A 25,682-nucleotide genomic window follows, 5' to 3' on the forward strand; every position below is an offset into this window, starting at 1 on the left:
CTCAGTTGGTAGAGCACTCGACTGTTAATCGAGTTGTCACAGGTTCGAGTCCTGTTCGGGGAGCCATATGCTTCCATAGCTCAGTAGGTAGAGTGCATCCATGGTAAGGATGAGGTCACCGGTTCGATTCCGGTTGGAAGCTCCAGAAGTTTCTAGGCCCGTTGGTCAAGGGGTTAAGACACCTCCCTTTCACGGAGGTAACAGGGGTTCGAATCCCCTACGGGTCACCATTATTTTTAACGGGCGCTTAGCTCAGCCGGGAGAGCATCTGCCTTACAAGCAGAGGGTCGGCGGTTCGATCCCGTCAGCGCCCACCATTATCTAAATATGTACATGCCGTTGTAGCTCAACTGGTAGAGCAACTGACTTGTAATCAGTAGGTTGGGGGTTCAAGTCCTCTCGACGGCACCATGTTTGTATTGGGGATTAGCCAAGCGGTAAGGCAACGGACTTTGACTCCGTCATGCCCAGGTTCAAATCCTGGATCCTCAGCCATTTATGAGGCATTAGCTCAGTTGGTAGAGCACCTGACTTTTAATCAGGGTGTCGTAGGTTCGAGTCCTACATGCCTCACCAGTTTTTATGCGCGTATGGCGGAATTGGCAGACGCACCAGACTTAGGATCTGGCGGGCGACCGTGGGGGTTCAAGTCCCTCTACGCGCACCATCTTTACATTCAAGCAACATTTATAATAAATGTGAAACGCAAGTTCTACGGCTAAGCAGCCTGGAACTTGCGTTTTTTGTTTTTGTATTGACGCAGGCTGGAAAAAGGTAATGAGGCAAAGGGCTATGGCTTCTGAACTGAAGCTGCTTTATTTCGCGACCGGTATCGTCACGGAAGGATTCGTCCTAGTATAACCTGCACGAGCCTTGAGTTCTCCTGCCAGCGACATTAGGGTCTAAGACAGTCATTTCCCTACAGCAACGCTCGGTTCGATAGGATAAGGAATGTGGTTCTGTATGTACGAATCTATTTTTCTTTATGTGAGAATGGTTATCATTTATAATGGTGGAAGAACCTAATGCCGAAGGCGGTGCCCGCTCACTTATGGAAATCGATTGGAATGTGCTATCGAAGCAATGGTCCGACAGCAATTTTCGAATAGGCACGGTGATGAAATTCATCAAAAAACCCGGCGAATTATTTACCTCTTACCGGACAATCAAGCCTTCGTTCACTATCATTAAGCAGGGTCAGGGCGTTCTTCTTTTGGATACACATACATATGGTCTGCAGCCGGGAACAATCGTGCACAGCTGCTCAGATATGTGGCTAAAGGCTTGGAATACGGGAGACGAGTTTTTCGAATGTTACCGGGTGCTCTATGAGACAAGCTTGATGGGGAATCCTCACATGCAGGAAACGTACAAGCATTATCAGGTAACGATCGGCGATAGTCCACAAATTTATACGATATTGGAGCAAATGTGCGAGTTTTCTAGCCAAGGCGATATTCAATCCGAGCTGCAAGTAAAAACTTTATTTTATCATTTTCTTAATGAGACGCGTATTTCATCCAAGAAACTGCAGGTTAATGAACACCGAGTCATGATTGAAGAAACGATGACGTATATTCATCTCCACATTCAAGAGCCTCATTCGCTGTTTAGTTTAGCCAGCCGTTATGAAATCAGTCCTAAGTATTTTGCCGAATTGTTTTATAAAGTGGCGGGAGTCAGTCCGATCAACTATATTATTCGTTATCGAATTAATATTGCAGAAAAAATGCTGCTGTCGACAAATGCTTCAATCCGCGAGATCGGGAAAAGCGTAGGTTATAGCGATCCTTACCAGTTCAGCAAAATATTCAAGAAATACAAAGGCGTTGCGCCAAGCGATCTTAAATCCGGACACGGAATCGTGGGAAAGCGAATGTAACCATCGGAATTTATCGCATCAAAAGTACAGGATATATGCCATTTCATTTTTAATCATCTACCGCTATAATCGATAATGATAATCAATATCATTTAAGCGATCGATAGGGGAGAGAGAATGAAAAAGAATGGTGCCGGTATTTTATTATTCATTTTATTGTTGATGCTGACAGCTTGTACATCCAATAATCAGGAGCAGAAGCAAGGGAGTCCGACAGCTTCGCCAAACGGGGGGAAGACGGCCGCGCCGGCTTCCGAGCAACCGAAACAATCGCCCGCAGCCCAGCCTGGGTTCCCGCGTGAAGTCGAAAGCGCAGGCGGGAATATCACGATCAAAGAACGGCCGGCTAAGGTCGCATTGGCGTCCTGGCAGCTTCTTGAGATGCTGTTGCCTTTTGATCAGAGTTCCGCAGGGATAACGGTTCCTTTCGCGGCGGCGAATTCGGCCTTGAGTTCAGATGTTCTCAAACCATATGCCGATAAGTTCAAAGAGATTAAAGTCATAGGCGAGAACACAAAGGTCAATTTGGAAACACTGCTTGCTTATGGGCCGGATCTGATCGTTGCAGGAAGCACTACGAACAAAGCGATTAAAGAGCAATTGGAGCAAATCGCCCCAACCGTTTGGATCGATGAAGAGAAGATCAACGTGCGTAACGAATGGCCTAAGGTTGTAACGTTGATGGGCAGCATTTTGGGGCAGGAAGAACGCGCGAAAACGATTATCGATGATTTTACCGCGAAGCAGAGCGAAGGCAAAGGAAAGCTGGCAGCTCGAAAAGGGGAGACGGTACTTTTCGTGCAAGTTCGGGAGAAGGCGGTTTATGTCATGCCGCCGTCAACTTTGGCGCGTTATTATGAAGGGCTTGATTTGACTTCCCCGCCCAGCGTGGAAAAGATGACTAATTTTGAGCAGTTAACGCTGGAGGGGTTAAGCCAAATAGATCCTGACCATATTTTCCTTGGATATTTTAATTACACGGATAAATCGTTAGCGGCGCTGACGGATGAGTGGGAGAAGAGCCAAGTATGGAAGTCGTTGAAGGCGGTTAAAAATAATCATGTTTACCCGATAAACGGCGAGCTCGCTCTCGGTCTTGGCCCCATCGGTCAAAAGTATGGCCTGGAAACCGTTATAGAGGGCATGAAATAATACTTTGGGTTACTTCAAGTCAGCCGACGGACTATGTCGAGGCAGACGGCATAGCGCTTCCGAGGCTGTATACGGAAAACCAGCCGGTTCTCATTGGAGAGCCGACTGGTTGTGTTCAAAATCCCGGAAAGTATGTCCCCGCCGCGGATTGTTCGATTTTACCGGTAAACGCGCCTGTCCTCAACGGGAGGCGAAGCTGTTTATCCTTGTCTTTGTTAGGATTCAAAATCGAATTTGAAATCATCGTCCGTTAGTGGCACGACATTCAGTGTGCGCACATAGCCGTTCCCTTTCTTCGAGAAGAAATCATGCTGCTTTGTCCTCGTGCTGATACCGTTGAACACGATCGGGTTGATTTCTTCTTCGGGAAAAACAGGCTCAAGTCCCAAATTCATCATCGCTTTGTTCGCATTGTAGCGGATAAAGGTCTTGACTTCCTCCGCCAGCCCTAACCCGGCGTACAACTCTTCGGTGTACTCCAGCTCGTTTTGGTGGAGAAAATGCAGCAGTCCCAGCAGCGTTTCGCCGGCATGCTCCTGTTCATCGGCCTCCAACTCGCTAAAAACCTCCTGGGCAAGCAGGCCGACGTAGACGCCATGGATGCTTTCATCCCGCAAAATGAGGTCGATGATCTCGCCGCTGCTTGTCATCTTTCCTTGTCCCGCCAAGTATAACGGATAGAAGAAGCCGCTGTAGAATAAGTAGCTCTCGAGCAGCACGGATGCGGCCATCGCGAGATACAGGTCTTTGCGCGTCTTGATATTTTTATAGTATTGGGAAATCGTATCCGCTTTGATCTGCAGATTCCGGTTTTCCTCGACCCAGCGGAACACCTCGTCAATTTCTTCAGTGGCGGCAAGCGTCGTGAAAATGCTGCTGTAGCTCTTCGCATGAATCTGCTCCATCATCGCCATAAAACCGAGCACCGCTTTGCGCTGCAGCCCGTCCACATGCTCCAAAATTTTGGGCATGCCGACGCCTCCTTGCACCGTATCGAGAAGCGTCAGGCCGCCCAGCACTTTTTTGTAGAGCGTGCGTTCCGCTTCGTTCAGTTCCATCCACGACATCTTGTCGTCCGACAGCGGAATTTCTTCGTCGGTCCAGAACTGCATAAGGTTCTGGCTCCAGAACATACTTGTAAAATCGTCATCCGGCCGGTTCCAGTTAACGGCTTTGATGCCACTCATGGATAAACCTTCCCCTTTCCTGTACATCCATTAAACCGCGCAGCTAATGCAATTCTCGACGGACAGCATGTTCGTTCGGGTATAGTAGAGAGACTTGAGTCCCTTCTTGGCCGCATAAAGATAGAAGCGCGCCAGCTCGCGGGTCGTCACGTCGCTGTTGACGTGAAGCACAGTCGAAATGCCTTGGTCGACATGCGCCTGGATTTCGGCAATAAGGTCGATCACCTTGAACTGGTCCATCTGATACGCGGATTTATAATAGAAAAAGTTGTCTTTGCTCAAATAAGGCATCGGATAATACGTCGTCGAGTTGGCATACGTACGCGTCTCGATCTGCTCGACGATCGGCATGACGCTCGCAGTGGCGTTCTGCACATAGGAGATGCTCTGTGTCGGAGCTATAGCCAAACGGTATGCATGGTACAAACCATGCTCGCCCACAGCCGCAGCCAGCTCCGCCCAATCCCCGGGTGTCGGAATCGGGATGCCCTCGAACAATTGTTTCACCTTGTTCGTAACCGGACCGTAGTCGGTGCTTGTGTAGCGTTCAAAATAAGCGCCGCTCGCGTATTCCGAACGTTCGAAGCCGGCGAATGTTTTGCCCTTCTCACGGGCGATTTCCATGCTTCTCTCCAGCGAGTGGAAATTTATCATCATAAAAAACGTGCGGACGAATTCGCGGGCTTCCGCACTCTCGTAAGCAATATGATGTTTGGACAGGTAGCCGTGCAAATTCATCGCGCCTAGCCCGACCGAATGCAGCTCCGCATTCGCCTTGGCGACTCCGGGCGCGTTGGCGACGACCGACATGTCGCTGACGGCGGTGAGTGCCGTGATGCCTTCATGCACGGACTCGCGAATTTTGCGCCGCTCCATGACGTTGGCGATGTTAAGCGACGCCAGATTGCAGCTAATATCGCGGCGAATGACGTCGGGTTGGCCGTAATCGCCGATCTCGGACGTCTCCTGCAGCTGGAAAATTTCCGTGCACAGATTCGACATCTTGATGGAGCCGATTCCTTTGAGCGCATGGCCGCGATTCGCATTCGACCGGTTCATGATATAAGGATATCCGGATTCAAGCTGGGTCGTGGCGATCTTGACGAGCATGTCGCGGGCGCTCATCACCGCTTTTTTCCTGACTCGTTCGTCGGCAAGCAGCGTTTCGTACATCTCGTCTAAATCCATGTCGTCCAGATGGACGCCGTAAGCCTTGTATACCGAATATGGCCCGAACACGTGCAGCGACTTGTTTGCCGCGGCCAGCTCGTAAAACTTGTTAGGTACGATCAAGCCGATCGATAACGTCTTCAGCCGGGCTTTCTCATCGGCGTTGATCTTTTTGCTGTCAAGGAACTCCATTACGTCCCAGCCGAAGATATTGTAGTAACCTGCGCCTGAACCTTTACGCTGGCCCATCTGGTCTGCATAGGAGAACGCGTCCTCCATCAGCTTAAGCACCGGCATGATGCCTTTGGCGGCGCCTTCGACGCCTTTGATCGGCTCGCCGCGGCCGCGCAGCTTGGACAGGTTGACGGCAACGCCGCCGCCGATTTTGGACAACTGCATGCATGTGCCTAGCACATAGTTGATCGAGTTGAGCGTGTCGTCCATCTCCAGCAGGAAGCAGGAGACCAGCTCGCCGCGCCGGCTCTTTCCGGCGTTGAGGAAGGTCGGCGTAGCCGGCTGCACGCGCTGCTCCATCATCGCGGCCGTCAGCTTCAGTGCCGTATCGATGCTGCCGCGCCCCAGGTGAAGCGCAACAATCGCGATGCGATCGGGATAATGCTCAAGATATAGCGACTTGTCGTTAGTTTTGACGGCGTAGTCGGTATAGAACTTAGACGCGGCCATGTACGATTGGAAGCGGAAGCTGTAGGAATGCGCCAGGTCGTACGCTCTCTCGACCTCTTCGTGCGTATAGCGCTCATAGACATTCTCGTAATAATCTCCATCTATCATATAGCGCAACTTCTCTGCAGTGGACGAGAACTTGACGCTTTTGCTCTCCACCTCGGCCATGAAAGCCCCGACGGCCTCCCGGTCTTTTTCCAGCTGAAAAAAACCGTCCGAATCGCGTTGCATCAGCAGGTTGTTGAGTTCAATATGACGCAACTGCGCTCACCTCTCTCTTGAATATTTCGATGTCCTTGGACGTGCCGGAAAGCTCGAACTTGCTTAAGACCGGAACATTGTACAAGCGGGCAATGAGATCCGCGCTTGCCCCGAAGCGGTCTCCCCAGTTGCGGTTTCCGCTGGCCGAAACGCCGATCATCCGATTATAGTTGTGCCTCAGAAATGACAGCACCTTCGCAGGCGCCTGACCGAAGCCTGTCGTATAGGTAACCAAGACGAACGGTTCGCCGATCGTCATCGCGTCCTCGATTTGAACGGACGGCAGGTTCAGCTTATGAATAAATCTCTTTACATTCCCTGTTTTGGAATCGTAAGCGATAAGCACGTGAGCATCTCCTTCGGACCGGATAGCGGCTCAGGCGGCGAGGGATCCCGGACCTCAGGCCGGGTCGTCGCATTGTTTGTCTATCGGCAATCCAGTATTTTAATCAATATGTAGTTGGTTCTACCATAATTTATATCAATATATTGTGGGTGTCAATGGGTAGATGGAATGAAAATGTACGAGTATGAGTTTCATTATCGATTGGAAGAGAGCGATTTTCGCTTCTTTCTTAGTGCGCCGCGCTGTTTTCTTTGTGCAAAAGGTCGTCATTTCCATCCATTGATGTTTTCAAAATCCGTAGTGTAATCTAAAGGTGGCTCAAGTATAATGATTATCATTATCAATTGCAAGAGAGCACACAAATCGTACAGGAGACGGGGAAACTATGAACAAACTACGGTTCGCTTTATGTAAAAGCGCATCAATCCTTCTATTGTTTGTTTTGCTAGCCGCTTGCGGCGCGGCATCCACAAAATCGTCCGACGCATCATCTGGGGAACAACAAAACGCTGCCGCCGCCGAAGTGCCGCAAGCGTTCAAAACGTATACGGATTTTCAAGGCCGAAAAACCGAAATTCCCGTTTATCCGCGGAGGATTGCGGTTGTGGCAGGATCGGGAGCCATACTTGACGTCAAGGAATTGGGTTTTGAGCCAGTCGGTTACCCGCACCGTTATATGAGCAACTCCGCCATTTTGAAATCGGTGCATGAAAGCTTAAGCGCCAAAGCGCCCGATCTGGGCATGCCCACGAACTTGGAGCAATTGGTCGAACTGCAACCGGAGTTGACGATCATGGGTTACGAGACACAGGATAACGAATACGATATGCTGAAGAAAATCGGGCCTCTGGCCGCTTTTGACGAGTCGGTGCCGCTGCAAAAGCGGCTTACCGAAATCGGCGAGATTTTGGGCAAACAAGCGGAGGCAAAGGCCATCCTGTCCGAGCTGGAGGACAAAACCAAGGCGATGTGGCAGCAGCTGCGCTCGCAAGGAAAAATAGCCGAAGGAGAAACGGCGGCCGTCGTCGTTTATTATTGGAACAAGAGCATGTATTTGATGAAAAACTTCGGCGTGTTCGACCTGATCAACAACCCTATGGGTTTTAAAATGTCGGAAAAGGTCGCATCCTTGTCGCCATCCTCCGGTTCGCCTTACATAGAAATCACGGAGGAGGCGCTGCATGACACCTTGATCGCCGATCGCTTGTTTCTGCTCTATGCGAACAATGCGGAAGCCAAAGAAGGCTTCAAGCAATTGAAACAGAGCAAAATTTTTCAAAGCCTTCCGCCGGTCAAAAACGGCAAGACGCATTACATTCCGCTCGAATACAATGACAGTGATTTGATTACTACCCGCAAGCTCATTGAGGTTTTTCCGCGGATTTTGGAAACCGAGACTTTCGAGTAAGCCAACAGGAGAGATCAGACCTATGTTTTCATCTTCATCAAACGACCGGCGGTCGCTTCCGTTCACATTCGTATTGGCGGCCGTTCGGCGTTTGACCTGCGACAGCGATGAACAGGTTCCGATTGAACGCGAACGGGCAGACGTATACCGGCTCCTTCTGGTCCTTCAGGGAACGCCGGAGGTGAAGTTCGAGGGGCAAGGACGAATGGCCGAGCCGGGGACCTGCCTCTTGATTTCTCCCGGCAGCGAAGCCGTTATTACCGGTAACGGGAGAGCGTGCGCAGCCTGTCTGATGTCCTTTACGGCAATTCATGCCGGTGCGGACGATAAAGCCCTGCAAAGTATATTGGAGCGGTTGTCCCAAGGTACCCGGCTGCCCGCATCCGTTCTCAACGAATTTGCCGGGCTTTGGGAGAAAGGAGACGCCCGGCAAGACGGGCTGATCCAGCTCCGATGGAACCGCGATTTTCTGTCTCTGCTTCTCCTGCTTTTGGAACAAAGCGCGCTGGAGAAGCAGTCCCGCGATCCTGAGAGTTCGGTGGGACAAACGATCGATTATTTGCAAAACCATTATCACCGGGTCATCACTGTGCAGCAGCTTGCGGATATGGCTCAGCTGCCCCGCTGGCAATATCTCCGCATATTCAAGAAATTGACCGGGACCAAGCCAAGCAGCTACCTGATCCATTTAAGAATCGAGCAGGCAAAAATACGGCTGAGCGGTACCGATGAGCAAGTGTGGGAAGTGGCTCATCGGGTCGGATTCAGCGACGAGCATTATTTTAATCGCAGATTCAAGCTGCTGACCGGCGTATCTCCCGGCCAATATGCGCGGATCTATAACCCCAAGCATTCCGCGCCGCGGGAGCAGGAGGCCGTGCATCCTTCTCCCGCGGCGCTCAGTCGCATCGTTTATGACGACGGCGGCACTCTGGGAGATTTGCTTGCGCTGGACATTTCGCCCGTCGGCGCGAATTTGCGTTTTTGCGATAACGATCCCTTGTTGGGCAAGGTACAACTTACACGCGAGATCGGATTCCCGTTAAGCCCGGATAAGGTTCGCGAGCTGAATCCCGATCTTGTGCTGCTCAGCCGTTATGGGAGCGACAAGTACCCGGAGCTTTCCGCGATCGCGCCGACGATTGTGGTGAACGAATATGCGCCCATGTATCGCCGTCTGCAAAAACTGGGGGAGGTTCTCGGCATACGAGAACGAGCGGATCGCTGGCTGAACGCATACGACTTGCGCCGGGAACGGATGTGGCAGAAGCTTCAAGCCCGCAAAGCCGACGATGAAACGGCGACCGTGCTGTTCTATGACGGCAATCTCAAGCTTTATTTGCTTCATCGTCAACGCGGGCTGGCCAAACTGCTGTATCACCCTCTCGGATTTCGCATGGACGAGCGGATACAACGCTTGCGCCCGGTTCGCGGCCATTATTACATATCCATAACTCCCGAGCGTCTCGATCAATATGCCGTGGGAGACCGGCTGTTCGTTTTTGTTCGTCCGGATCTGCGCGTATCGGCCGTGCTTTCGGAGCTTGCTTGCTGCTCGAGCTGGGTGCGGCTGCCCGCCGTTCGTTCCGGCAAGGTCCATTGTCTGGAAGCATTCTGGAATTTGGACGATGCGTTAACGAGCCAGCTTGCGCTGGAGCATTTCCCCGCTCTTTGGACATGACATCGCTCAGCCGACCGCATCATGCAAAGTTTAACGGTTTCGAATCGTTACTGAATGTCCTCAATAAGGTTTAGGCCTCCAGCAGCTCGCTCCGGAACAGTGAAGGGGGAGGCCTTCCAGCTCGGAAAAAGCTCAAAAAAAACGGATCGAAAATAAATTCAAAAAATATTTGCAATCGGCGGAAAAACCTGATAATATAACGGATGTCGCTAAATTGAGCGAAACGAGCTTCACTCAAGAAAGACTGTGGGGTTCAACTGCCCTAAAGGCGCCGGCATCCTCAACAAAAAACTTTTTCAAAAAAAGCTTGCAAACTGGTTGAGGATTTGATACAATAGATTTTGTCGCTGCTGAACAACTTGCTTCTAAACGAAGTGAGGATAACAGCAAAAGTTACATGCGGACGTGGCTCAGCGGTAGAGCATCGCCTTGCCAAGGCGAGGGTCGCGGGTTCGATTCCCGTCGTCCGCTCCATTACAACTTCATGAATGTGCCCTTAGCTCAGCTGGATAGAGCGTTTGNTACAACTTCATGAATGTGCCCTTAGCTCAGCTGGATAGAGCGTTTGACTACGAATCAAAAGGTCGGGAGTTCGAATCTCTCAGGGCACGCCATTCATACTTCGGGACGTAGCTCAGCTTGGTAGAGCACCTGGTTTGGGACCAGGGGGTCGCATGTTCAAATCGTGTCGTCCCGACCATTAAGTTTTCAAATCGGCAGAAGCTTCAGCTTTTGCAGATGATATTTGCGGGTGTAGTTCAATGGTAGAACTCCAGCCTTCCAAGCTGGTAGCGTGGGTTCGATTCCCATCACCCGCTCCATAATTTTAAAACTATGAAGCCTTAGCATATAAGGCTTTTTTTGTTGTTTCAGGGCTGTGTGCGGGAGCGAGAAGGCGGTTGGAACAAATGTTCATACTTTCTTCACTTGAGAATGATTATTATTATTGATATTGATTTAAAACCAATGGTATTCTGAAAGAAGTCAGGTCATTTACCAAAATTTGCGCTGTGTACGTTGTACATAAAGAAAGAGGTGGGGGAACGATGGACATGCCGCTGGATGACAGCGGTGCCGACGAGCGTGTAAGGAGGACTGTTGGATAATGCCAAAAGATACGATCACGGCATGGGGATTGTCGGCGGTGATGGTGATCGCATTATTTTTTCTCGCCGGAAATAACGAAGCTGCGGCAGCCAAACTGGCGGACGGCACGTACGAGGTAGAATACACGGTAAAAAAACCGGACGATGAATCCGTATCCATCTCCAATGATTATTTTGAGAAACCGGCCCGTGTAGAAGTGCGAAACGGCGAAGCGGTTGTGTATTTTCAGACGAATCACAACAAATGGATAACGTCGCTCAAGTATCCGGCGGGACCCGACGGCGTTCAATTGCAAGCTGTGGATGCCAATGAGGCCGAGGATACGAAAGTATTCCGGCTTCCGCATAAGGATCTGCTTGTGCCGGCTGCACTCGCTGTTCATGTGAAAATTGACGAGCTGGACTACGATCATGCCTATACCGTTCGGCTGGTGTTTAAGACGGATCAGCTGCTCGACGAGTCTGCACCGGTAGCGGAGGGAAAGAGCCTACCCGATGAACCCGTAGCCGGCGCAGGCGGGGAAGCCAAAGCAAGCGATTCGGTGAAAGAAGATACGCGGAACGAGCCGGGTAAAGCCGAGCCGAAGCAACAGGAGCTCCCGGCAGTCGAGCCGAAGCGACAGGAGTCCCCGGCTGTTGAACCGAAGCAGCAGGAGCTCTCGGCATCCGAGCCGAAACAGCAGGAACAAGAGTCATCCGGGCCGGAAAAAGGCGCAGAACCGGAACGCTCCGCAGAGAACGCCGCTCCTGCGGCATCGGGCGGTGGCGCGGTGGCGACGGGCGTCTCGGATTCGGCGGAGAGCGGGAGCGTTCGGCAAGAGGCCGATCAGGAGCCGTCCGACAATTCTGAGGATGTTGCGTCAGGGAGCAGCACATGGCTGGTGATTATGCCGGTTGTCTTAGCGGGATGCGCTTTGGGCATCGTATTTGCCTACCGGCATAAAAGGAGAAAGCGGCAAGCGCATTCCTAGTATGAGCAATAATCAGCATAACAGTAGAAATTTCGCACAAAGGAGCTTGAACACATTGAGAGCAAAATGGACGAATCTTATTTCTTTATTGACTGCACTGTTATTGATCTTTTCGGCAGTACCGGCATTCGCCGCGGAAAGCGAAGGGCAACCGGAGCGCGCGTATCAAGTTGATTTCAAAGTATTAAAAGACGGTACCGACGAAGTTTCGGCGGCCGATCAGTATGTGCAGAAGCCGGCGAAGGTGACCGTGGAAGACGGGGTTGGCTATGCCGAGCTGACGCTGCTGAAAAGCGGCTGGATTGCCAAGTTTGAAGTCGAACAGGATGGAACCTTGCAAGCGGCTTCGGTCACAGGGCAAGACGAGGCTGCTGATACGCGGACGGTTAAGTTCCGGGTGGGCAATATCCGCGAGAAGACCAATGCCCGGTTCGTTGTAGAAGTGCCGGCGATGAATTACAAGGGCGAATATAACGTTCAACTGTCGTTCGACACGACCGGCATGCCGGGAGGGTCAAAGCCTGCGGAAGAAGCCGAAGCAACGGACGGTTCTAACGAAGTGCAGCTTTCCGTCCTGAAAGACGGAACGGACGAGCCTTCGAGCCTGGGCAACTATGCTAGCAAAACCGGAAAGCTTTACGAGCGTGATGGCGCGTATTTCTTGACCTTCACATTGTTCAGCAGCTCCATGATTACTGCGTTTCAGTATGAAAACGGCGAAAAATTTGTCGATTCGGTCGTTCTGAGCGAAGACAAGGATGCCGACAGCCGCACGGTGGGGATCGTCGTCACTGATGTGACCAAGAAGCAAAATATCGCGCTGGAAGTTAACGCGGGGCCGCGAGGCGTCATGAAACATAAAGCGCAAATTGTTTTGAGCGCCGCATCGGGATCATCGGAAGGCAGCGGAGAAGCTGCACAGCCGACTTTCCGCGACATTCAGGAGCATTGGGCAAAAACAGCCATTGAAGAAGCGGTTAAACACGGTATCGTGCAAGGTTACGAAGATCATACCTTTAAACCGGATAACCAAATAACGAGAGCGCAGGCTGCTGTTATTTTTGCAAATGCGTTGAAGCTGAATCAGGCAGTGGAAATTCCGAATGCTTCGGATGAAGCGGACATTCCCGGCTATGCCGCGGCTGCCGTCAAGCAAGTTCGCGCGGCAGGATTGATGAGCGGTTATGACGATGGGGCATTCCGTCCGAATGCCAGCCTCAATAGAGCGGAACTGGCCGTTATTATTGCCAAAGCGAAGGGGCTTAAGGTAACGGATGGCGCTGTGCCGTCCTTCAGCGATGCCGGCAGCATCCCGGTATGGGCGCAGCCTTCGGTAGCTGCCGCTGTGGAAGCCGGGTTGATCTCCGGCCGCAGCGAGCATACATTCGCTCCGGCGGACATTGCGACGCGCGCAGAAATCGTAACACTGGTTATTAAATTGTTGGCGAGCTCCGCAGCGAAGTAAAGAAAATAGGCAAAGTCCACAATAGTTTTACGGTTAATGGGGATGTCAGGACACTGGCATCCCTTTTGGCCAGAGGGGTGATTACGATACAGAGGAATTATCGATTAATGGCTCGGAACGGGTTGCTGGCAATATGCTTGTTCTTCGTGGGCGCACTGTTGCCGGGCTGCATGACCGCTCCCGATCCTGCAGCCGCGACGACCGCATCGCCCGGCAATGCGGAATCAGCCGCTCTGGCTGCGAGTCCCGGTCCTAAGACGCAGGAGCAGGCGGCGAAAGCGGATGTCCAGACCTCCCCCCGTATTGTTTCCACAACGGTGGCGATTACGGAGATTCTGGACCTTCTGGAAGTCGATGTGGTAGGCGTGCCAACCAGCAGCAAGAAGCTTCCGGCCCGTTATGACGGGGCGAAGAAGATTGGAAGCCCGATGAGCCCCGATATGGAATTGGTGCGTATGCTGAAACCGGACGAGGTGTTGTCGGTCACGACGCTGAAATATGATCTGGGCCCAAAGTATGAAAGCGCTGGCGTTAAGGCTGATTTTCTCGATTTAACGAGTCTGGAGAGTATGAATGCGACGATCCTTAAGCTTGGACAGCGGTATGGGCGTGAGGAGCAGGCGGAGCGGGTTGCGCGGCAGTATCGGGAGAAGATGGGGGAAGTACAGGCGGCGATAGCCGGCAAGCCGGCGCCGAGCGTGCTTATTCTGATGGGCATCCCCGGCAGTTATCTGGTTGCAACGGAACATTCGTATATCGGAGATTTGGTGAAAAGCCTGGGAGGCGTTAATGTCGTTCAGGGCGAACAGGTGGAATATGTCGCATCGAACACGGAGCATCTGCAGCAGGCGAATCCGGATATCATATTGCGTGCTGCCCACGGCTTGCCCGATGAGGTGGTCAAGATGTTCGACAAGGAGTTTCGGACGAATAGTATATGGAAGCATTTTAATGCCGTGAAGACGGGACGCGTTTACGATCTGGAAGAATCGCGGTTCGGGATGATAGGCAATATGGCCGTGAGCGATGCTTTGGACGATTTGATCAGGATGTTGTACGAATGAACAGGAGATCGATAAAGCTTGTTGCCATGTTTGCCGGTTTGCTGACGGCTCTGATTGCCGTGTTTCTGTATGCGGCGATCACCGGGAGCATCCGGATTACCGCCCCGGAATTGATCGCAGGCTTATTGAGCGGAACGGATGAGCGCGTGGATGTTATTCGCGATTTGCGTTTCCCGAGAATCTTCGTGTCGATGCTGGCCGGTGCGACGTTAGCCGTATCCGGGGCATTGCTGCAGGCTGTGATGCGCAACCCGCTGGCGGACGCGGGGATCATCGGTATTTCTGCCGGCGCCGGCGTGTTTACAATGGTTTTGGCCGGTCTGTTTCCGATGCTGTTTTTCTGGACGCCGCTGTTTGCCTTTATCGGAGGAGCCGTCGCGTGCCTGCTCGTTTACACATTTGCGTGGCAGGGCGGGTTAAGTCCGCTGCGGATGGTGCTGGTCGGCATTGCCGTTCATATGATCTTTACAGGCATCGGGCAACTGGTTCCGGCTTTTGTGCGCTCTTCCATCGGCCAAGCGAATCTGATCAGCGCATCAACGTTTTCATTGACGACCTGGGGAGACGTGCGCTTGCTGCTTATTTACGGAACGATCGGGCTTATTCTGGCCTATGTCCTGTTCCCCTGGTGCGATATGCTGCTGCTTCAGGACAAAACCGCACAAAACCTCGGCTTGCATGTCGTCCGGGCACGTGTTGCCCTTTCGGCGGTAGCGGTGCTGCTGGCCAGTTCGGCCGCTGCTGTCGGCGGATTTCTTTTTTTCGTCGGTTTGCTTGTGCCGGCGATCGCCCGGATTTGCGTCGGCTCCGAACATCGCGTATCGCTTCCCTTCTCCGCGCTCGCCGGCGCCTTGCTGGTGCTGGTCGCTGATACATTGGGCAGAATCGTGGCGCAACCGGTCGAAATTCCTGCTTCGGTCATCATGATGATGATCGGCGGGCCGTTTTTGCTCATCTTGTTGAAGAGGGGAGGGCGGATGTATGGAAATTAACCAGGTCGTCTTCTCTCATGACAAGCGGAAGGAACATCTGAAGGGCATTCAGGCCGCTCTTCCCGGCGGCAAAATCACGACAATTATCGGACCGAACGGTTGCGGAAAATCGACTTTGCTCGGGGTCATGTCCGGCCTGCATCATCCGCAATCCGGTAAGGCGGTGATCGACGGCAAGGCGGTCCATCGTTATTCCGCCATGGAGCTGGCCCGCAAGCTGGCGGTCGTTCATCAGCAGAACAGCGCTCCGGCGGATATAACGGTAGAGCGGCTGGTTGGATACGGGCGCATTCCTCATCGCAGCTGGTTTGGCGGCAATGGCGAGGAAGACCGGGAAGCGATTCAATGGGCGTTGGCCTGCACCAATCTGACCGGGAAGCGGGATACTTCCGTCGAGAAGCTATCCGGCGGGGAGCGGCAAAGGGTATGGCTGGCCATGGCGCTGGCGCAAAAAACGCCCATGCTGTTTCTCGATGAGCCGACCACCTTCCTGGATATGTACTATCAATTGGAGATACTGGAGCTCGTCAGACGGCTCAACCGCGAATACAACCTGACCATTGCGATGGTTTTGCACGATATTAACCAGGCGATTCGCTACAGCGATTACATCATTGCGATGAAGGACGGAGAGATCGTCGCCCACGGTTTGCCGCATGAGGTCATTACTTCGGAGAGGGTCAGGGAGATTTACGGCGTTCATGTCATTGTGGGTGAAGAGGAAAATACGGGCATATACATCGTCCCTGTCGGCATCCAAGACTCGATCAGGCGCTAACAGGACTAATTATTTTCCTCCGTTTTTCGGACAGTCGGGAGCAGCCCCTCAAGGCTTTAAGCCTTTGAGGGGTTATTGCTGTTTATTTAGAATGCTCGAGTCAGTAAGTCCGCCAGAAAATGGCATCAGACTCCGTTGACAACGTCTTTGCGGCAAGGAAGTGGTAGATCCGCTGAAAAACTTCCTGCGTTATGCGCTTTCATTTTGGAAAACAACCTTCGCAAAAGCGATAAATATGATAAAATAATAAGAATGTGACAAAATGGTTACGTCATCATGATATGGTTTTCCAGATAGGAAGGTAGGTAATTATGTCGGAAGCTAGAAACCCCTTGTCGAATGATTCGTCAAAGCAACTGCTGCGCCGCGACGTACGCTTTCTCACCAGCATTCTGGGAGAAGTGCTTGTCCATCAGGGCGGTAACGAACTATTGGCTATCGTGGAGCAAATTAGAGAATTGAGCAAGTCCATGCGAGCGCAATTTACGCATGAGGTATACGATCAATTTAAGAGCACGCTTGACTCTCTTGCTCCCGATAAGCGCAAGAAGGTTATTCGTGCATTTGCCATTTTCTTTCAGCTTGTCAACATTGCCGAGCAGAATCATCGGATTCGCCGCAAACGCGATTACGAACGATCGGCCGGAGAGTCGATCCAGCCGGGATCGATTGAAAGCGTCGTGAAGGAACTCAGCCTGCATGGGACGGGCGCCGATGAAGTGGATGACATTTTGAAGCGCATTTCGCTTGAGCTCGTTATAACGGCACATCCGACGGAAGCAACCCGCCGGGCGGTTCTTGATATTCATCAGCGCATCGCCAAAGAGGCTTTGGAGCTGGACAATCCGATGCTGACGAACCGGGAGCGGGATCAGCTTCGCGAAACGCTTCTCGGCGAGGTGCTGACCCTGTGGCAGACCGACGAGCTGCGGGAACGCAAGCCGACGGTCATCGACGAAGTGAAGAACGGCATGTATTATTTCGATGAGACGCTGTTCGAGGTTCTGCCGGAAGTTTACGGGGAGCTGGAACGCTGTTTGAATAAATATTATCCGAATAAATCTTGGCATGTGCCGTCGTTTCTGCGTTTTGGTTCTTGGATCGGCGGGGATCGCGACGGAAATCCTTCCGTTACCTCCCGCATTACATGGGAAACGCTCGGCATGCAGCGCTCGCTTGCGCTCCGGAAATATGAAGCCTCGCTTCGCAGCTTGATGGGGCATATGAGCTTCAGCAACAGTATCGCCGCCGTTTCCGTCGAGCTTGTCGATTCGATAAAACGCGACAGCGAGCGATTGGAGCTAAAGCCGGAAGAGCTTTGGCGCAATGATAGAGAAACGTACCGGATTAAGCTTAAATATATGATCGAGAAGCTCCGCAACATCGGGCAATCCCAAGCGGGACATAACGATCCGAAGCGGTACAATAGCTCCGCCGACTTTCTTGAGGATCTGCATATCATCGATCGCAGTCTGAGAAGCCACTACGCGGACTATATTAGCGACAATTTCGTCCGCAAACTGATTCGTCAAGTCGAGCTGTTCGGCTTCCATATGGCGGCGCTGGACGTCAGACAGCACAGCAAAGAGCATGAGAATGCGATGACGGAAGTTTTGCAGAAAATGGGCGTCTCGGACAACTACGCCGCACTTTCCGAAGAAGAAAAAGTGACGCTTCTTACCGGCGTTCTGAATGATCCGCGTCCGATTACATCGCCTTATTTGGAGTATACCGAATCGACGCAGGAATGTTTGGATGTTTACCGGACAATCCGCAAGGCGCAGGAGGAATTCGGGCGCGACTGCATCAACAGCTACTTGATCAGCATGACTCAAGATTCAAGCGATCTGCTTGAGGTTATGGTTTTCAGCAAGGAAGTGGGCTTGTACCGGCGCGAACGCAGCGGGCAAGTGATCTGTACGCTGCAGCCAGTTCCGTTGTTCGAAACGATCGACGACCTGCATGCGGCTCCCAATATTATGCGCACCTTGTTCGCGATTCCGGCTTACCGGGACAGCCTCAAGTCTATGGGCGAGCTCCAGGAGATCATGCTTGGGTATTCGGACAGCAATAAGGACGGCGGCGTTCTGACTGCAAACTGGGAGCTGCGCGTAGCGTTGAAGAGCATTACGGAAGCGGCGAACGAATTCGGCGTGAAGCTGAAGTTTTTCCACGGCCGGGGCGGCGCTCTCGGACGCGGCGGCATGCCGCTCAACCGGAGCATACTGGCGCAGCCGGCGGATACGGTCGGAGGCGGCATCAAGATTACCGAGCAGGGCGAGGTGCTCTCGCAGCGTTATGCGATCAAAGGCATAGCGTACCGGAGTCTGGAGCAGGCGACATGGGCGCTTATTACGGCCGCCGTCATGGCGAAGAAGCCGCAGAACGACGTTTCCGAAGAGAAATGGGAGGAAATTATGCTCGGCATTTCCGAGCAGGCCCAGAACAAGTATCAGGATCTTATTTTCCGCGATCCGGATTTTTACGGATTTTTCAAAGAAACGACGCCGCTGCCGGAAATCGGCGAGCTGAACATCGGTTCTCGTCCTTCCAAGCGCAAAAACGGCGACCGCTTCGAAGATTTGCGCGCTATCCCTTGGGTATTCGCATGGACGCAGACCCGCTACTTGCTGCCTGCCTGGTATGCGGCCGGAACGGGCTTGCAAAGCTTTTTGCAGGATAATCCGGACAATATGAAGCAGCTCCAGCTTATGTACGCCAAGTGGCCGTTCTTCCGCTCCACGATCGACAATCTGCAGATGGCGCTGGCCAAGGCGGATTTGACGATTGCGAACGAGTATGGCAGCATGGTCAAGGATCAGGACGTCGCTGTTCGTATTTTTACGCTTATCAAGGAAGAATATGAGCTGACCTCACGGCTGATTCTGGAGATTACAGGGCAGGACGGCATTTTGGAAAATGTTCCGATTTTGCAGGAATCGATTCGTCTGCGGAATCCGTATGTCGACCCGCTGAGCTACATGCAAGTGGGTCTCCTGACGGAGCTGCGCGAGCTTCGCGGGCGCGGAGAAGACGACAACGGCTTGCTTAAAGAAGTGCTGCTGACCATTAACGGCATTGCGGCAGGCTTGCGGAATACGGGCTGATCGACCTAGTCCGGATTGGATAAAAGATAAATTTTAATAGTTGAAACGTGGCGACAGCCGCTTCGTATTAGTATTTTAACGGAACGGTTGACGGCGCAATTTGATCGAACGAACAGGAGTCGGCAACCTTATACGTAAGGCTGCGCGGCTCCTTTTCTTTATGGAGGCAGGAACCTTAAACAGGCAGCGGATCATTGCCAGTTCGCCAATTAAAGGTTATGCTTCGAGAAATTCGTCAAAAGCTTAATTTTTGATTACAATATATAAAGACGTTTTGTTTTATGAGGCGGACACAGGGGACCACATACAGAGAAGCCGACGATGCGGCGGTTCGGGACAGCATCGATTGCGGGCAGGGTAACCCGGGTTGGAGGAGATCTAGTGAACTATGTGGAGACGCGGCTTGCCAAATTGTCGCGAAACGGCGATCGAAGGGCGTTCGCCGAATTGGTCGACATGTATAAAGACAAGCTGTACCATTTGGCTTACCGGATGTTAAGCCAGGCGCACGAGGCGGAGGACATCGTGCAAGAAACGTTTTTGCGGGTGTATACGAACTTGGAGCGTTACGATGAAAATCAAAAGTTCTCCACCTGGATTTATCGGATAGCGACCAATCTATGCATAGACCGGCTGCGCAAGCGGAAAGCCAATTATTCGCTTGATGCCGAAATGCCGGACGGCGAAGGCTCCGACTGGTATTCATTGCTGCCGAGCGACGAGGCGACCCCGGAAAGCGAGCTGCTGTTGTCGGAAACGCAGCATAACATTCGCAAGGCGATCGATTCGCTGCCGGAAAAGTACAAATCCGTCGTCATTCTTCGTTATTTGCATGATATGTCTCTGCAGGAGATCGGCGATGTCTTGGATATGCCGGTTACGACGGTCAAAACGAGGGTGCATCGCGGCAGGGAGTTTTTACGCAAAAAGCTGGAAAATGAGTACGGCGGCAAAAATTTATGAAACATATCGTGAGCTCATTCGTATGGTATACCAAAATAGAAACAGTATGGTGGCAGAAAGGAGCGGCTGACCGATGAATTGCAAAGAAGCGCTCCCCTTGATGCATGATTATTTGGACGGCGATCTTACAAGCTCGGAGGCAACGGCCCTGAAGCGGCATATGCTGACTTGCCAGGATTGCCGTGCACGGTTCCAGCAGCTTGAGAGAACGGAAGCGCTAGTCAAGACGCTGCCGCGCAGTCATGCGCCCGATGAATTAACGGCCCGGATCATCTCCTCGCTGCCGCAGCCCAAACGCCGCAAGATGTGGATGCATTGGGTGAAGCGGCATCCGGCGATTTCGGTCGCCTCCGTATTTTTGCTGGTCATGCTGAGCAGCTTTGCTACTTTCTGGGACCAGGATACGGATATGATGGTCAAAGTGTCGCATCTGGATGAAGTCGTCATTAAAGGGGATACCGTATATGTCCCGGCGGGTCGTTCGGTAAATGGAGATTTGTTGGTGCAGCGCGGGAAGGTCGAAGTGGAAGGCGAAGTGAAAGGGAACCTGATCGTCATCGACGGAACCTACAATTTGGCTTCTACCGCTCACATTGCCGGTAAGATCAAACCGATCGATCAAACGATCGAGTGGGTGTGGTACAAGGTGAACGAATGGGTGTCATCCGTTGCCAAATAAGACTCTTGCGGGACAGCAAGACAAGCGCATTTTCTGAAAACCTTCCCTTCAATTGTTGAAAGGGGAGGTTTTTTATTTGAGTTTAGCGGAAAGTATATCGTGGATGCAGCGCCAAACCTGCGGTAAACACACAGTCCAAATGACGTCGAGTAGGCGTTTATCCTTGAATATGGTATGATCTAAGATAAGGCATACTAAGACTTACATAAAATAGCGGAAGTTCAAAAAGTCGACTTTTTTTGAACTTGCCAGCAAACATATCGCGGAAGCCGTGTCTACACATACGGTAAACGCGAGCGTAAAAGGCGTCTGCAGGCGCTTAGCTTCGACTCAAACATACGGGGAGTCCCGAAACGCATATCCGGAAAGAGACAGGCTTTACTGGGGGACTTAGAATGGACTACTTGACCGAGCTGTCGTTTAAAGATTCCATTAAAGAAATCATCGACGTGCTGATCGTAAGTTATGTAATTTATAAGCTGCTTATGCTGCTGCGCGGTACAAGAGCGATCCAGCTGCTTAAAGGCATTTTCGTCGTTATGGTGACTTGGGCGCTCAGCATTACGTTTCATCTGAACACGCTGCAGTGGATGATGACGCAAATGTTCAACATCGGGTTGATTGCGCTCATTATCATTTTCCAGCCGGAGCTGAGACGTGCGCTCGAGCAGCTCGGCAGAGGCAAGCTGTTCAGCCGCTCGACCGCCGAGGAAGACCAGGAAGTGAATCAGCGCATCGGCGAAATTATGAAAACCGTCGCAAACTTATCCAAAAGGCGCATAGGCGCATTGATCGTTTTCGAACGGGAGACGGGTTTGAACGAGTATATCGAATCGGGCATACCGATCGGTTCCGAAATTACGTCGGAGCTGCTGATCAACATTTTCATCCCGAACACGCCGCTGCATGACGGAGCCGTCATCATCAGGCAAAACCGCTTGATGGCGGCCGGCTGTTATTTGCCGCTGTCCGAGAATCCGTTTATCAGCAAGGAGCTCGGCACGCGCCACCGCGCGGCAATCGGCATGAGCGAAGTGTCGGATGCGATTTCCGTCGTCGTATCGGAGGAAACCGGACAAGTTTCGCTGGCCATCAATGGGATGGTCGTTCGCGACATTAAAGAGGAATCGCTCATCTCCAAGCTTCACTCGGAGCTGAAGCCGAAAGTGAAAGAGAAGACGACGTTCACCTTCTGGAAAGGGAAGGGGGACAAGACGAATGGATAAATGGCTGCGCAATAACAATGTGGTGAAGGGTATCGCCCTAGTAATCGGCATTTTGCTGTGGGTGGTCGTTCATTTGGACGTGCAGACCACTTCAAGCGGCAATACGGGCTCGACGCTGCGGAATCAAACGATCAGCAATGTGAGCATCGTGGCCAAATACGATCAGGAGCTGTACTCGCTCCGCTCCATTCAGCCTGCGGAAGTTACCGTTGTGCTTAGCGGGCGGTCGGATGCGGTACGCAAGGTCGATACGGCCAAAATCCGCGTCGAGCTCGACTTGACCCAAATGAAAAGCGGCGTTCATTCGCTTCCCGTTAAAGTAATAGGAGCGCCTAGCACGGTAACGGCGGAGGCGACGCCTGCTTTCGTGAGGGCTGAGCTTGAGGAAATGCAAATGAAGCAAGTGCCGGTCACCATCAATGTGGCGGGTACGCCTGCGGAAGGCTATAAAGCCGGGCAGCCGGTGGTCAAGCCGACGCGCGTGCAGGTAACGGTGCCGGAAAGCCAGATCAACGCGGTGGAATCGGCGCGAGGCGAGGTCAGCGTGGACAAGGCGAACGGAGCGGTGACGAAGCAGGTGAAGCTGGTCGCCTACGACAAGAATGGAAAGAAGATCGACGGCGTGATCAACCCGCAGGTCGTCGATGTCGAGGTGCCGATTACGAGCCCGCTCAAAGCGATGCCGCTGCAGGTTAAATTCGTCGGCCGGCCTGCTCAAGGCTTCAGTGTGGCATCGGTCACGAAGCCGGAGCAAGTCACCGTTTTCGGACCTCAGGATATACTGGATAAAATGGAGTTCTACGACGGCTTGCAGATCGACTTGAACGGGCTTAAGGAAGACAGGTCGCTATCGGTCGACGTTCCGCTTAAGAAGGGCGTCACCCGGGTCGATCCGGCCAAGGCGGAGATTAAGATCGCCGTGGTCCCTTCAGCTACGAAGGTCGTCGAGAAGGTGCCGATCACGCTGATCGGACAGAGCGAGGGTTATACCGCCAAGCTCATTTCTCCCGAAGGCAGCCAGTTGGCGGTTACGGTGGAAGGAGCTCCGGCGCTGCTGGATAAGCTGAAGCCTCAGGACATTCAAGCGGTTGTCGACGTTACGAACGCGGCTTCCGGTACCCAGGAGCTTCCGATCACCTTGAATCTGCCGCCGTTTTTGATGCAGGCCGCTCAGCAGCCTGCGCTGAAAGCAGTCGTTGAAATTACGGCGAATCAGCCGTCCAAGCCGGTTACGGGCGGAGAATCGACGGAAACGCCGACCGCTCCTCCTGCAGGGGGAAGCGGTTCGCCTACGCCGTCACCTACACCTGTGCCGTCTCCGACTGCTTCCAGCGGAACGGCCACGATAACGCCTACACAGTCAAAAAGCTCCGAAAGCTCAGGAGCGCCTGCCGGGGGAGACGGCAAGAAAACAAACTAAACTATTAAGTATATTCGGGGGAGTATAAATACTATGGGGAAATATTTTGGAACGGACGGCGTGAGAGGCGTCGCCAATCAGGAACTGACACCGGAGCTCGCATATAAAATCGGCCGCTGCGGCGGCTATGTTCTTACAGGCCAAGCCAAGCAGCCTAAGGTCGTGATCGGACGGGATACGCGTATTTCGGGTCCGATGCTTGAGGCTGCGCTCGTAGCCGGGCTTCTTTCTATCGGCGCCGATGTAATCCGGCTAGGCGTGGTATCCACACCGGCGGTTGCTTATTTGACCAGAAAGCTTGGAGCGGATGCGGGGGTCATGATCTCGGCGTCGCATAACCCCGTTCAGGATAACGGCATCAAGTTTTTCGGCGGAGACGGCTTCAAGCTCCTTGACGACAAGGAGCTTGAAATCGAGCGTCTGCTCGACGCCGAGTCGGACGAACTGCCTCGTCCCGTCGGCGGAGATCTCGGAGCGTTGAGGGATGACGCGGATTTGAAATGGCAGTATGCCGAATTTTTGAAAACGACGGTATCTTCATCGTTTGCCGGGCTGAAAATCGTACTCGACTGCGCGCACGGCGCTGCATACGAGCTTGCGCCGCGCGTGTTCCGCGAGCTGGGGGCGGAAGTGATCACGATCGGGGCGGAGCCGAACGGCCGCAACATCAACGACAACTGCGGCTCGACGCATCCGGAGGCGCTGCGCGCCGAGGTGCTGAAGCAGAAGGCGGACATCGGTCTGTCCTTTGACGGCGATGCCGACCGTTTGATTGCGGTAGACGAGATGGGAGAAGAAGTAGACGGCGATTTTGTGCTGACGATTTGCGGCGATGCGTTGAACAAGCAAGGGAAGCTGAACCACGGCACGATCGTGACGACGGTGATGAGCAACCTGGGCTTTTTTAAGGCGGCTCGCGAGCTTGGACTGAATACGGTGCAAACGGCCGTAGGCGACCGCTACGTCATGGAAGAAATGCGCAAAGGCGGATACAACCTCGGCGGCGAGCAATCCGGCCATATTATTTTCCTCGATTACAGCACGTCGGGCGACGGTATTTTGTCAGGGCTGCAGTTGGCCGATACGGTCGTGCGCTCCGGCAAGAAGCTGAGCGAGCTGCGCAAGCTTATGCGCCAGTTTCCGCAAGTGCTGGTTAACGTCCGCGTTGCAGACAAGAGCACGTGGAAGCAAAATGTTGCGATCGGCGAAGCGATTCGCGTTGTGGAAGAAGAGCTGGGCGATAACGGCCGCGTTCTGGTCAGACCTTCGGGAACCGAGTCGCTTATCCGCGTCATGGCCGAAGGACCGGAGAAGGATCAGGTGGAACGCTGCGTTCGCTCCATCGCCGACGTCATCGAACGCGAGTTGGCGTAAGCCGCTGTATGCTCGACCGGTAGCAGCTGCGTGCGTTCCAACGCCGCCGCTGTGTGTCGAACGTGAAACGATGTAAGCCGGTTTTCAGGTTCGGCAGGTAGACCGCTGCGTGCGTTCTGTCGCCGACGTCGAGCGTGAGCGACGAAAGCCGCTTGCAAGCTGTCGAAGACGGACCCCCGATGTCGAAGTCGGGGGTTCTTGCGACTGAGGGCGAGTCGGAGCGTGTCCGCGAATATTGTCGCAAAAAATCTGTTGCGCATCCGAGCTAAAATGAATATTATTGATTATGACTCAAAATGGAAAGGTGGATAGCGGTTTTTGAAATGCAAGCGCCAGAGCTCGAGCGGGACGGAAACGGCTTGAGCTGACGAGGTGAAGGTGTTCGAAGTTATTCGGCGGGGACCTTCCGGTACACCATCAGTGCCGTAAGTTGGGGGGCAAAAAACCGGGCGACCGGTCGGACAAGATCCCAACATGTGATGAAACAGCATGCATAGAGCGTAGCAGCAATCGTATAGCGTATTGCCGTTTGGAGCGGCTTTGTTTGACTTTGGAAATTATAGCTTATGGATTGGTGAAGCTACTAGTTTTCAAGTTGAAACGGCTTCTTAAGCGTAAGCTAAGGACGAGTGCGTATACCGGAGAAATGGAATACCGGCGAAGGATATACGTTGCCGACATTTCAAAAAAAGGGCATGGGATGCCCTTGGTTTGCTATTGCCTTTTATCTGCTGATCCTTGAAAATCGTCGCGGACGAATATATCG

At 52.6% G+C, this 25,682-nt stretch carries 18 protein-coding genes and 11 tRNA genes; 26 read left to right on the plus strand and 3 right to left on the minus strand.

Going from position 1 to position 25,682, the window contains the following annotated elements; genetic code table 11:
- Window positions 1-69: 69 nt before the first annotated feature.
- From DQG23_RS30095 to DQG23_RS30135, 9 genes are all read left to right on the plus strand, one after another.
- A tRNA-Thr gene (locus DQG23_RS30095) sits at window positions 70-145 on the plus strand.
- A 10-nt stretch (window positions 146-155) separates the two neighbouring features.
- A tRNA-Glu gene (locus DQG23_RS30100) sits at window positions 156-230 on the plus strand.
- 11 nt (window positions 231-241) lie between these two features.
- Window positions 242-317, plus strand: a tRNA-Val gene (locus DQG23_RS30105).
- An 18-nt stretch (window positions 318-335) separates the two neighbouring features.
- A tRNA-Thr gene (locus DQG23_RS30110) sits at window positions 336-411 on the plus strand.
- Between the two features lie 9 nt (window positions 412-420).
- Window positions 421-495, plus strand: a tRNA-Gln gene (locus DQG23_RS30115).
- Between the two features lie 5 nt (window positions 496-500).
- Window positions 501-576, plus strand: a tRNA-Lys gene (locus tag DQG23_RS30120).
- Window positions 577-584: 8 nt separating this feature from the next.
- A tRNA-Leu gene (locus tag DQG23_RS30125) sits at window positions 585-667 on the plus strand.
- Between the two features lie 384 nt (window positions 668-1,051).
- Window positions 1,052-1,882: an AraC family transcriptional regulator gene (locus DQG23_RS30130; protein ID WP_158560768.1), complete on the plus strand. Its 831-nt coding sequence runs from the start codon at window positions 1,052-1,054 to the stop codon at window positions 1,880-1,882.
- 117 nt (window positions 1,883-1,999) lie between these two features.
- Window positions 2,000-3,034, plus strand: coding sequence for an ABC transporter substrate-binding protein (locus tag DQG23_RS30135; RefSeq protein WP_238178115.1), 1,035 nt, complete (start codon window positions 2,000-2,002; stop codon window positions 3,032-3,034).
- A 215-nt stretch (window positions 3,035-3,249) separates the two neighbouring features.
- Here the strand turns inward: DQG23_RS30135 and nrdF are convergent, their stop codons facing one another.
- From nrdF to nrdI, 3 genes are read right to left on the minus strand one after another with little or no spacing between them, the layout of a single operon-like run.
- Window positions 3,250-4,221 (minus strand): class 1b ribonucleoside-diphosphate reductase subunit beta, encoded by a 972-nt coding sequence (gene nrdF / locus DQG23_RS30140; RefSeq protein ID WP_113034759.1) that lies wholly within the window; start codon window positions 4,219-4,221, stop codon window positions 3,250-3,252.
- A 30-nt stretch (window positions 4,222-4,251) separates the two neighbouring features.
- On the minus strand, window positions 4,252-6,336 hold the full coding sequence (gene nrdE, locus DQG23_RS30145; RefSeq protein WP_113034760.1) for a class 1b ribonucleoside-diphosphate reductase subunit alpha: 2,085 nt from the start codon (window positions 6,334-6,336) through the stop codon (window positions 4,252-4,254).
- Window positions 6,323-6,682: a class Ib ribonucleoside-diphosphate reductase assembly flavoprotein NrdI gene (gene nrdI, locus DQG23_RS30150; RefSeq protein WP_113034761.1), complete on the minus strand. Its 360-nt coding sequence runs from the start codon at window positions 6,680-6,682 to the stop codon at window positions 6,323-6,325. Before nrdI ends, nrdE begins: the two co-directional genes overlap by 14 nt.
- Before the next feature lie 385 nt (window positions 6,683-7,067).
- On the opposite strand from nrdI, the gene DQG23_RS30155 reads away from it, so the two are divergent.
- From DQG23_RS30155 to glmM, 17 genes are all read left to right on the plus strand, one after another.
- Window positions 7,068-8,090, plus strand: coding sequence for an ABC transporter substrate-binding protein (locus tag DQG23_RS30155; RefSeq protein WP_113034762.1), 1,023 nt, complete (start codon window positions 7,068-7,070; stop codon window positions 8,088-8,090).
- A 22-nt stretch (window positions 8,091-8,112) separates the two neighbouring features.
- Window positions 8,113-9,771 (plus strand): helix-turn-helix domain-containing protein, encoded by a 1,659-nt coding sequence (locus DQG23_RS30160; protein WP_113034763.1) that lies wholly within the window; start codon window positions 8,113-8,115, stop codon window positions 9,769-9,771.
- A gap of 399 nt (window positions 9,772-10,170) precedes the next feature.
- Window positions 10,171-10,245 (plus strand) — tRNA-Gly (locus tag DQG23_RS30165).
- A 63-nt stretch (window positions 10,246-10,308) separates the two neighbouring features.
- Window positions 10,309-10,385: transfer RNA gene (locus DQG23_RS30170), tRNA-Arg, on the plus strand.
- Window positions 10,386-10,394: 9 nt separating this feature from the next.
- Window positions 10,395-10,471, plus strand: a tRNA-Pro gene (locus tag DQG23_RS30175).
- Between the two features lie 47 nt (window positions 10,472-10,518).
- Window positions 10,519-10,592 (plus strand) — tRNA-Gly (locus DQG23_RS30180).
- A gap of 284 nt (window positions 10,593-10,876) precedes the next feature.
- Complete coding sequence (locus DQG23_RS30185) at window positions 10,877-11,848, plus strand: NEAT domain-containing protein (protein WP_113034764.1); 972 nt, start codon at window positions 10,877-10,879, stop codon at window positions 11,846-11,848.
- Window positions 11,849-11,903: 55 nt separating this feature from the next.
- Window positions 11,904-13,313, plus strand: a complete 1,410-nt coding sequence (locus DQG23_RS30190; RefSeq protein ID WP_158560769.1) for an NEAT domain-containing protein — start codon at window positions 11,904-11,906, stop codon at window positions 13,311-13,313.
- 170 nt (window positions 13,314-13,483) lie between these two features.
- Window positions 13,484-14,377 carry a heme ABC transporter substrate-binding protein IsdE gene (gene isdE, locus DQG23_RS30195; protein ID WP_113034850.1) on the plus strand — a complete coding sequence of 298 codons (894 nt, stop codon included), beginning with the start codon at window positions 13,484-13,486 and terminating at the stop codon, window positions 14,375-14,377.
- Window positions 14,374-15,369, plus strand: coding sequence for a FecCD family ABC transporter permease (locus tag DQG23_RS30200; RefSeq protein WP_113034766.1), 996 nt, complete (start codon window positions 14,374-14,376; stop codon window positions 15,367-15,369). The genes isdE and DQG23_RS30200 overlap by 4 nt, the downstream gene beginning before the upstream one ends.
- On the plus strand, window positions 15,359-16,147 hold the full coding sequence (locus DQG23_RS30205; protein ID WP_113034767.1) for an ABC transporter ATP-binding protein: 789 nt from the start codon (window positions 15,359-15,361) through the stop codon (window positions 16,145-16,147). The genes DQG23_RS30200 and DQG23_RS30205 overlap by 11 nt, the downstream gene beginning before the upstream one ends.
- Window positions 16,148-16,458: 311 nt before the next feature.
- Entirely contained in the window at window positions 16,459-19,254 is a 2,796-nt protein-coding gene (gene ppc, locus DQG23_RS30210) for a phosphoenolpyruvate carboxylase (RefSeq protein ID WP_113034768.1), read from the plus strand.
- A gap of 381 nt (window positions 19,255-19,635) precedes the next feature.
- A complete protein-coding gene (gene sigW, locus DQG23_RS30215) occupies window positions 19,636-20,217 on the plus strand; it encodes an RNA polymerase sigma factor SigW (protein ID WP_113034769.1) in 582 nt (193 codons plus the stop codon).
- Between the two features lie 73 nt (window positions 20,218-20,290).
- A complete protein-coding gene (locus DQG23_RS30220; RefSeq protein WP_113034770.1) occupies window positions 20,291-20,896 on the plus strand; it encodes a zf-HC2 domain-containing protein in 606 nt (201 codons plus the stop codon).
- Window positions 20,897-21,291: 395 nt separating this feature from the next.
- Window positions 21,292-22,122, plus strand: coding sequence for a diadenylate cyclase CdaA (gene cdaA / locus DQG23_RS30225; RefSeq protein ID WP_113034771.1), 831 nt, complete (start codon window positions 21,292-21,294; stop codon window positions 22,120-22,122).
- On the plus strand, window positions 22,115-23,542 hold the full coding sequence (locus DQG23_RS30230) for a CdaR family protein (protein ID WP_113034772.1): 1,428 nt from the start codon (window positions 22,115-22,117) through the stop codon (window positions 23,540-23,542). The genes cdaA and DQG23_RS30230 overlap by 8 nt, the downstream gene beginning before the upstream one ends.
- A gap of 33 nt (window positions 23,543-23,575) precedes the next feature.
- A complete protein-coding gene (glmM, locus tag DQG23_RS30235; RefSeq protein WP_113034773.1) occupies window positions 23,576-24,916 on the plus strand; it encodes a phosphoglucosamine mutase in 1,341 nt (446 codons plus the stop codon).
- Window positions 24,917-25,682: the final 766 nt, after the last annotated feature.

The organism is Paenibacillus contaminans, from assembly GCF_003285015.1.
GTDB classification, from domain to species: domain Bacteria; phylum Bacillota; class Bacilli; order Paenibacillales; family NBRC-103111; genus Paenibacillus_V; species Paenibacillus_V contaminans.

What these genes read in the sequence shown, in the direction of transcription:
- DQG23_RS30205 (WP_113034767.1), top strand. Translation starts at nt 15,359, where the DNA reads ATGGAAATTAACCAGGTCGTCTTCTCTCATGACAAGCGGAAGGAACAT.
- DQG23_RS30130 (WP_158560768.1), top strand. Translation starts at nt 1,052, where the DNA reads ATGGAAATCGATTGGAATGTGCTATCGAAGCAATGGTCCGACAGCAAT.
- ppc (WP_113034768.1), top strand. Translation starts at nt 16,459, where the DNA reads ATGTCGGAAGCTAGAAACCCCTTGTCGAATGATTCGTCAAAGCAACTG.
- DQG23_RS30185 (WP_113034764.1), top strand. Translation starts at nt 10,877, where the DNA reads ATGCCAAAAGATACGATCACGGCATGGGGATTGTCGGCGGTGATGGTG.
- DQG23_RS30230 (WP_113034772.1), top strand. Translation starts at nt 22,115, where the DNA reads ATGGATAAATGGCTGCGCAATAACAATGTGGTGAAGGGTATCGCCCTA.
- DQG23_RS30135 (WP_238178115.1), top strand. Translation starts at nt 2,000, where the DNA reads ATGAAAAAGAATGGTGCCGGTATTTTATTATTCATTTTATTGTTGATG.
- DQG23_RS30220 (WP_113034770.1), top strand. Translation starts at nt 20,291, where the DNA reads ATGAATTGCAAAGAAGCGCTCCCCTTGATGCATGATTATTTGGACGGC.
- glmM (WP_113034773.1), top strand. Translation starts at nt 23,576, where the DNA reads ATGGGGAAATATTTTGGAACGGACGGCGTGAGAGGCGTCGCCAATCAG.
- isdE (WP_113034850.1), top strand. Translation starts at nt 13,484, where the DNA reads ATGACCGCTCCCGATCCTGCAGCCGCGACGACCGCATCGCCCGGCAAT.
- DQG23_RS30160 (WP_113034763.1), top strand. Translation starts at nt 8,113, where the DNA reads ATGTTTTCATCTTCATCAAACGACCGGCGGTCGCTTCCGTTCACATTC.
- DQG23_RS30155 (WP_113034762.1), top strand. Translation starts at nt 7,068, where the DNA reads ATGAACAAACTACGGTTCGCTTTATGTAAAAGCGCATCAATCCTTCTA.
- nrdF (WP_113034759.1), bottom strand. Translation starts at nt 4,221, where the DNA reads ATGAGTGGCATCAAAGCCGTTAACTGGAACCGGCCGGATGACGATTTT.
- DQG23_RS30200 (WP_113034766.1), top strand. Translation starts at nt 14,374, where the DNA reads ATGAACAGGAGATCGATAAAGCTTGTTGCCATGTTTGCCGGTTTGCTG.
- cdaA (WP_113034771.1), top strand. Translation starts at nt 21,292, where the DNA reads ATGGACTACTTGACCGAGCTGTCGTTTAAAGATTCCATTAAAGAAATC.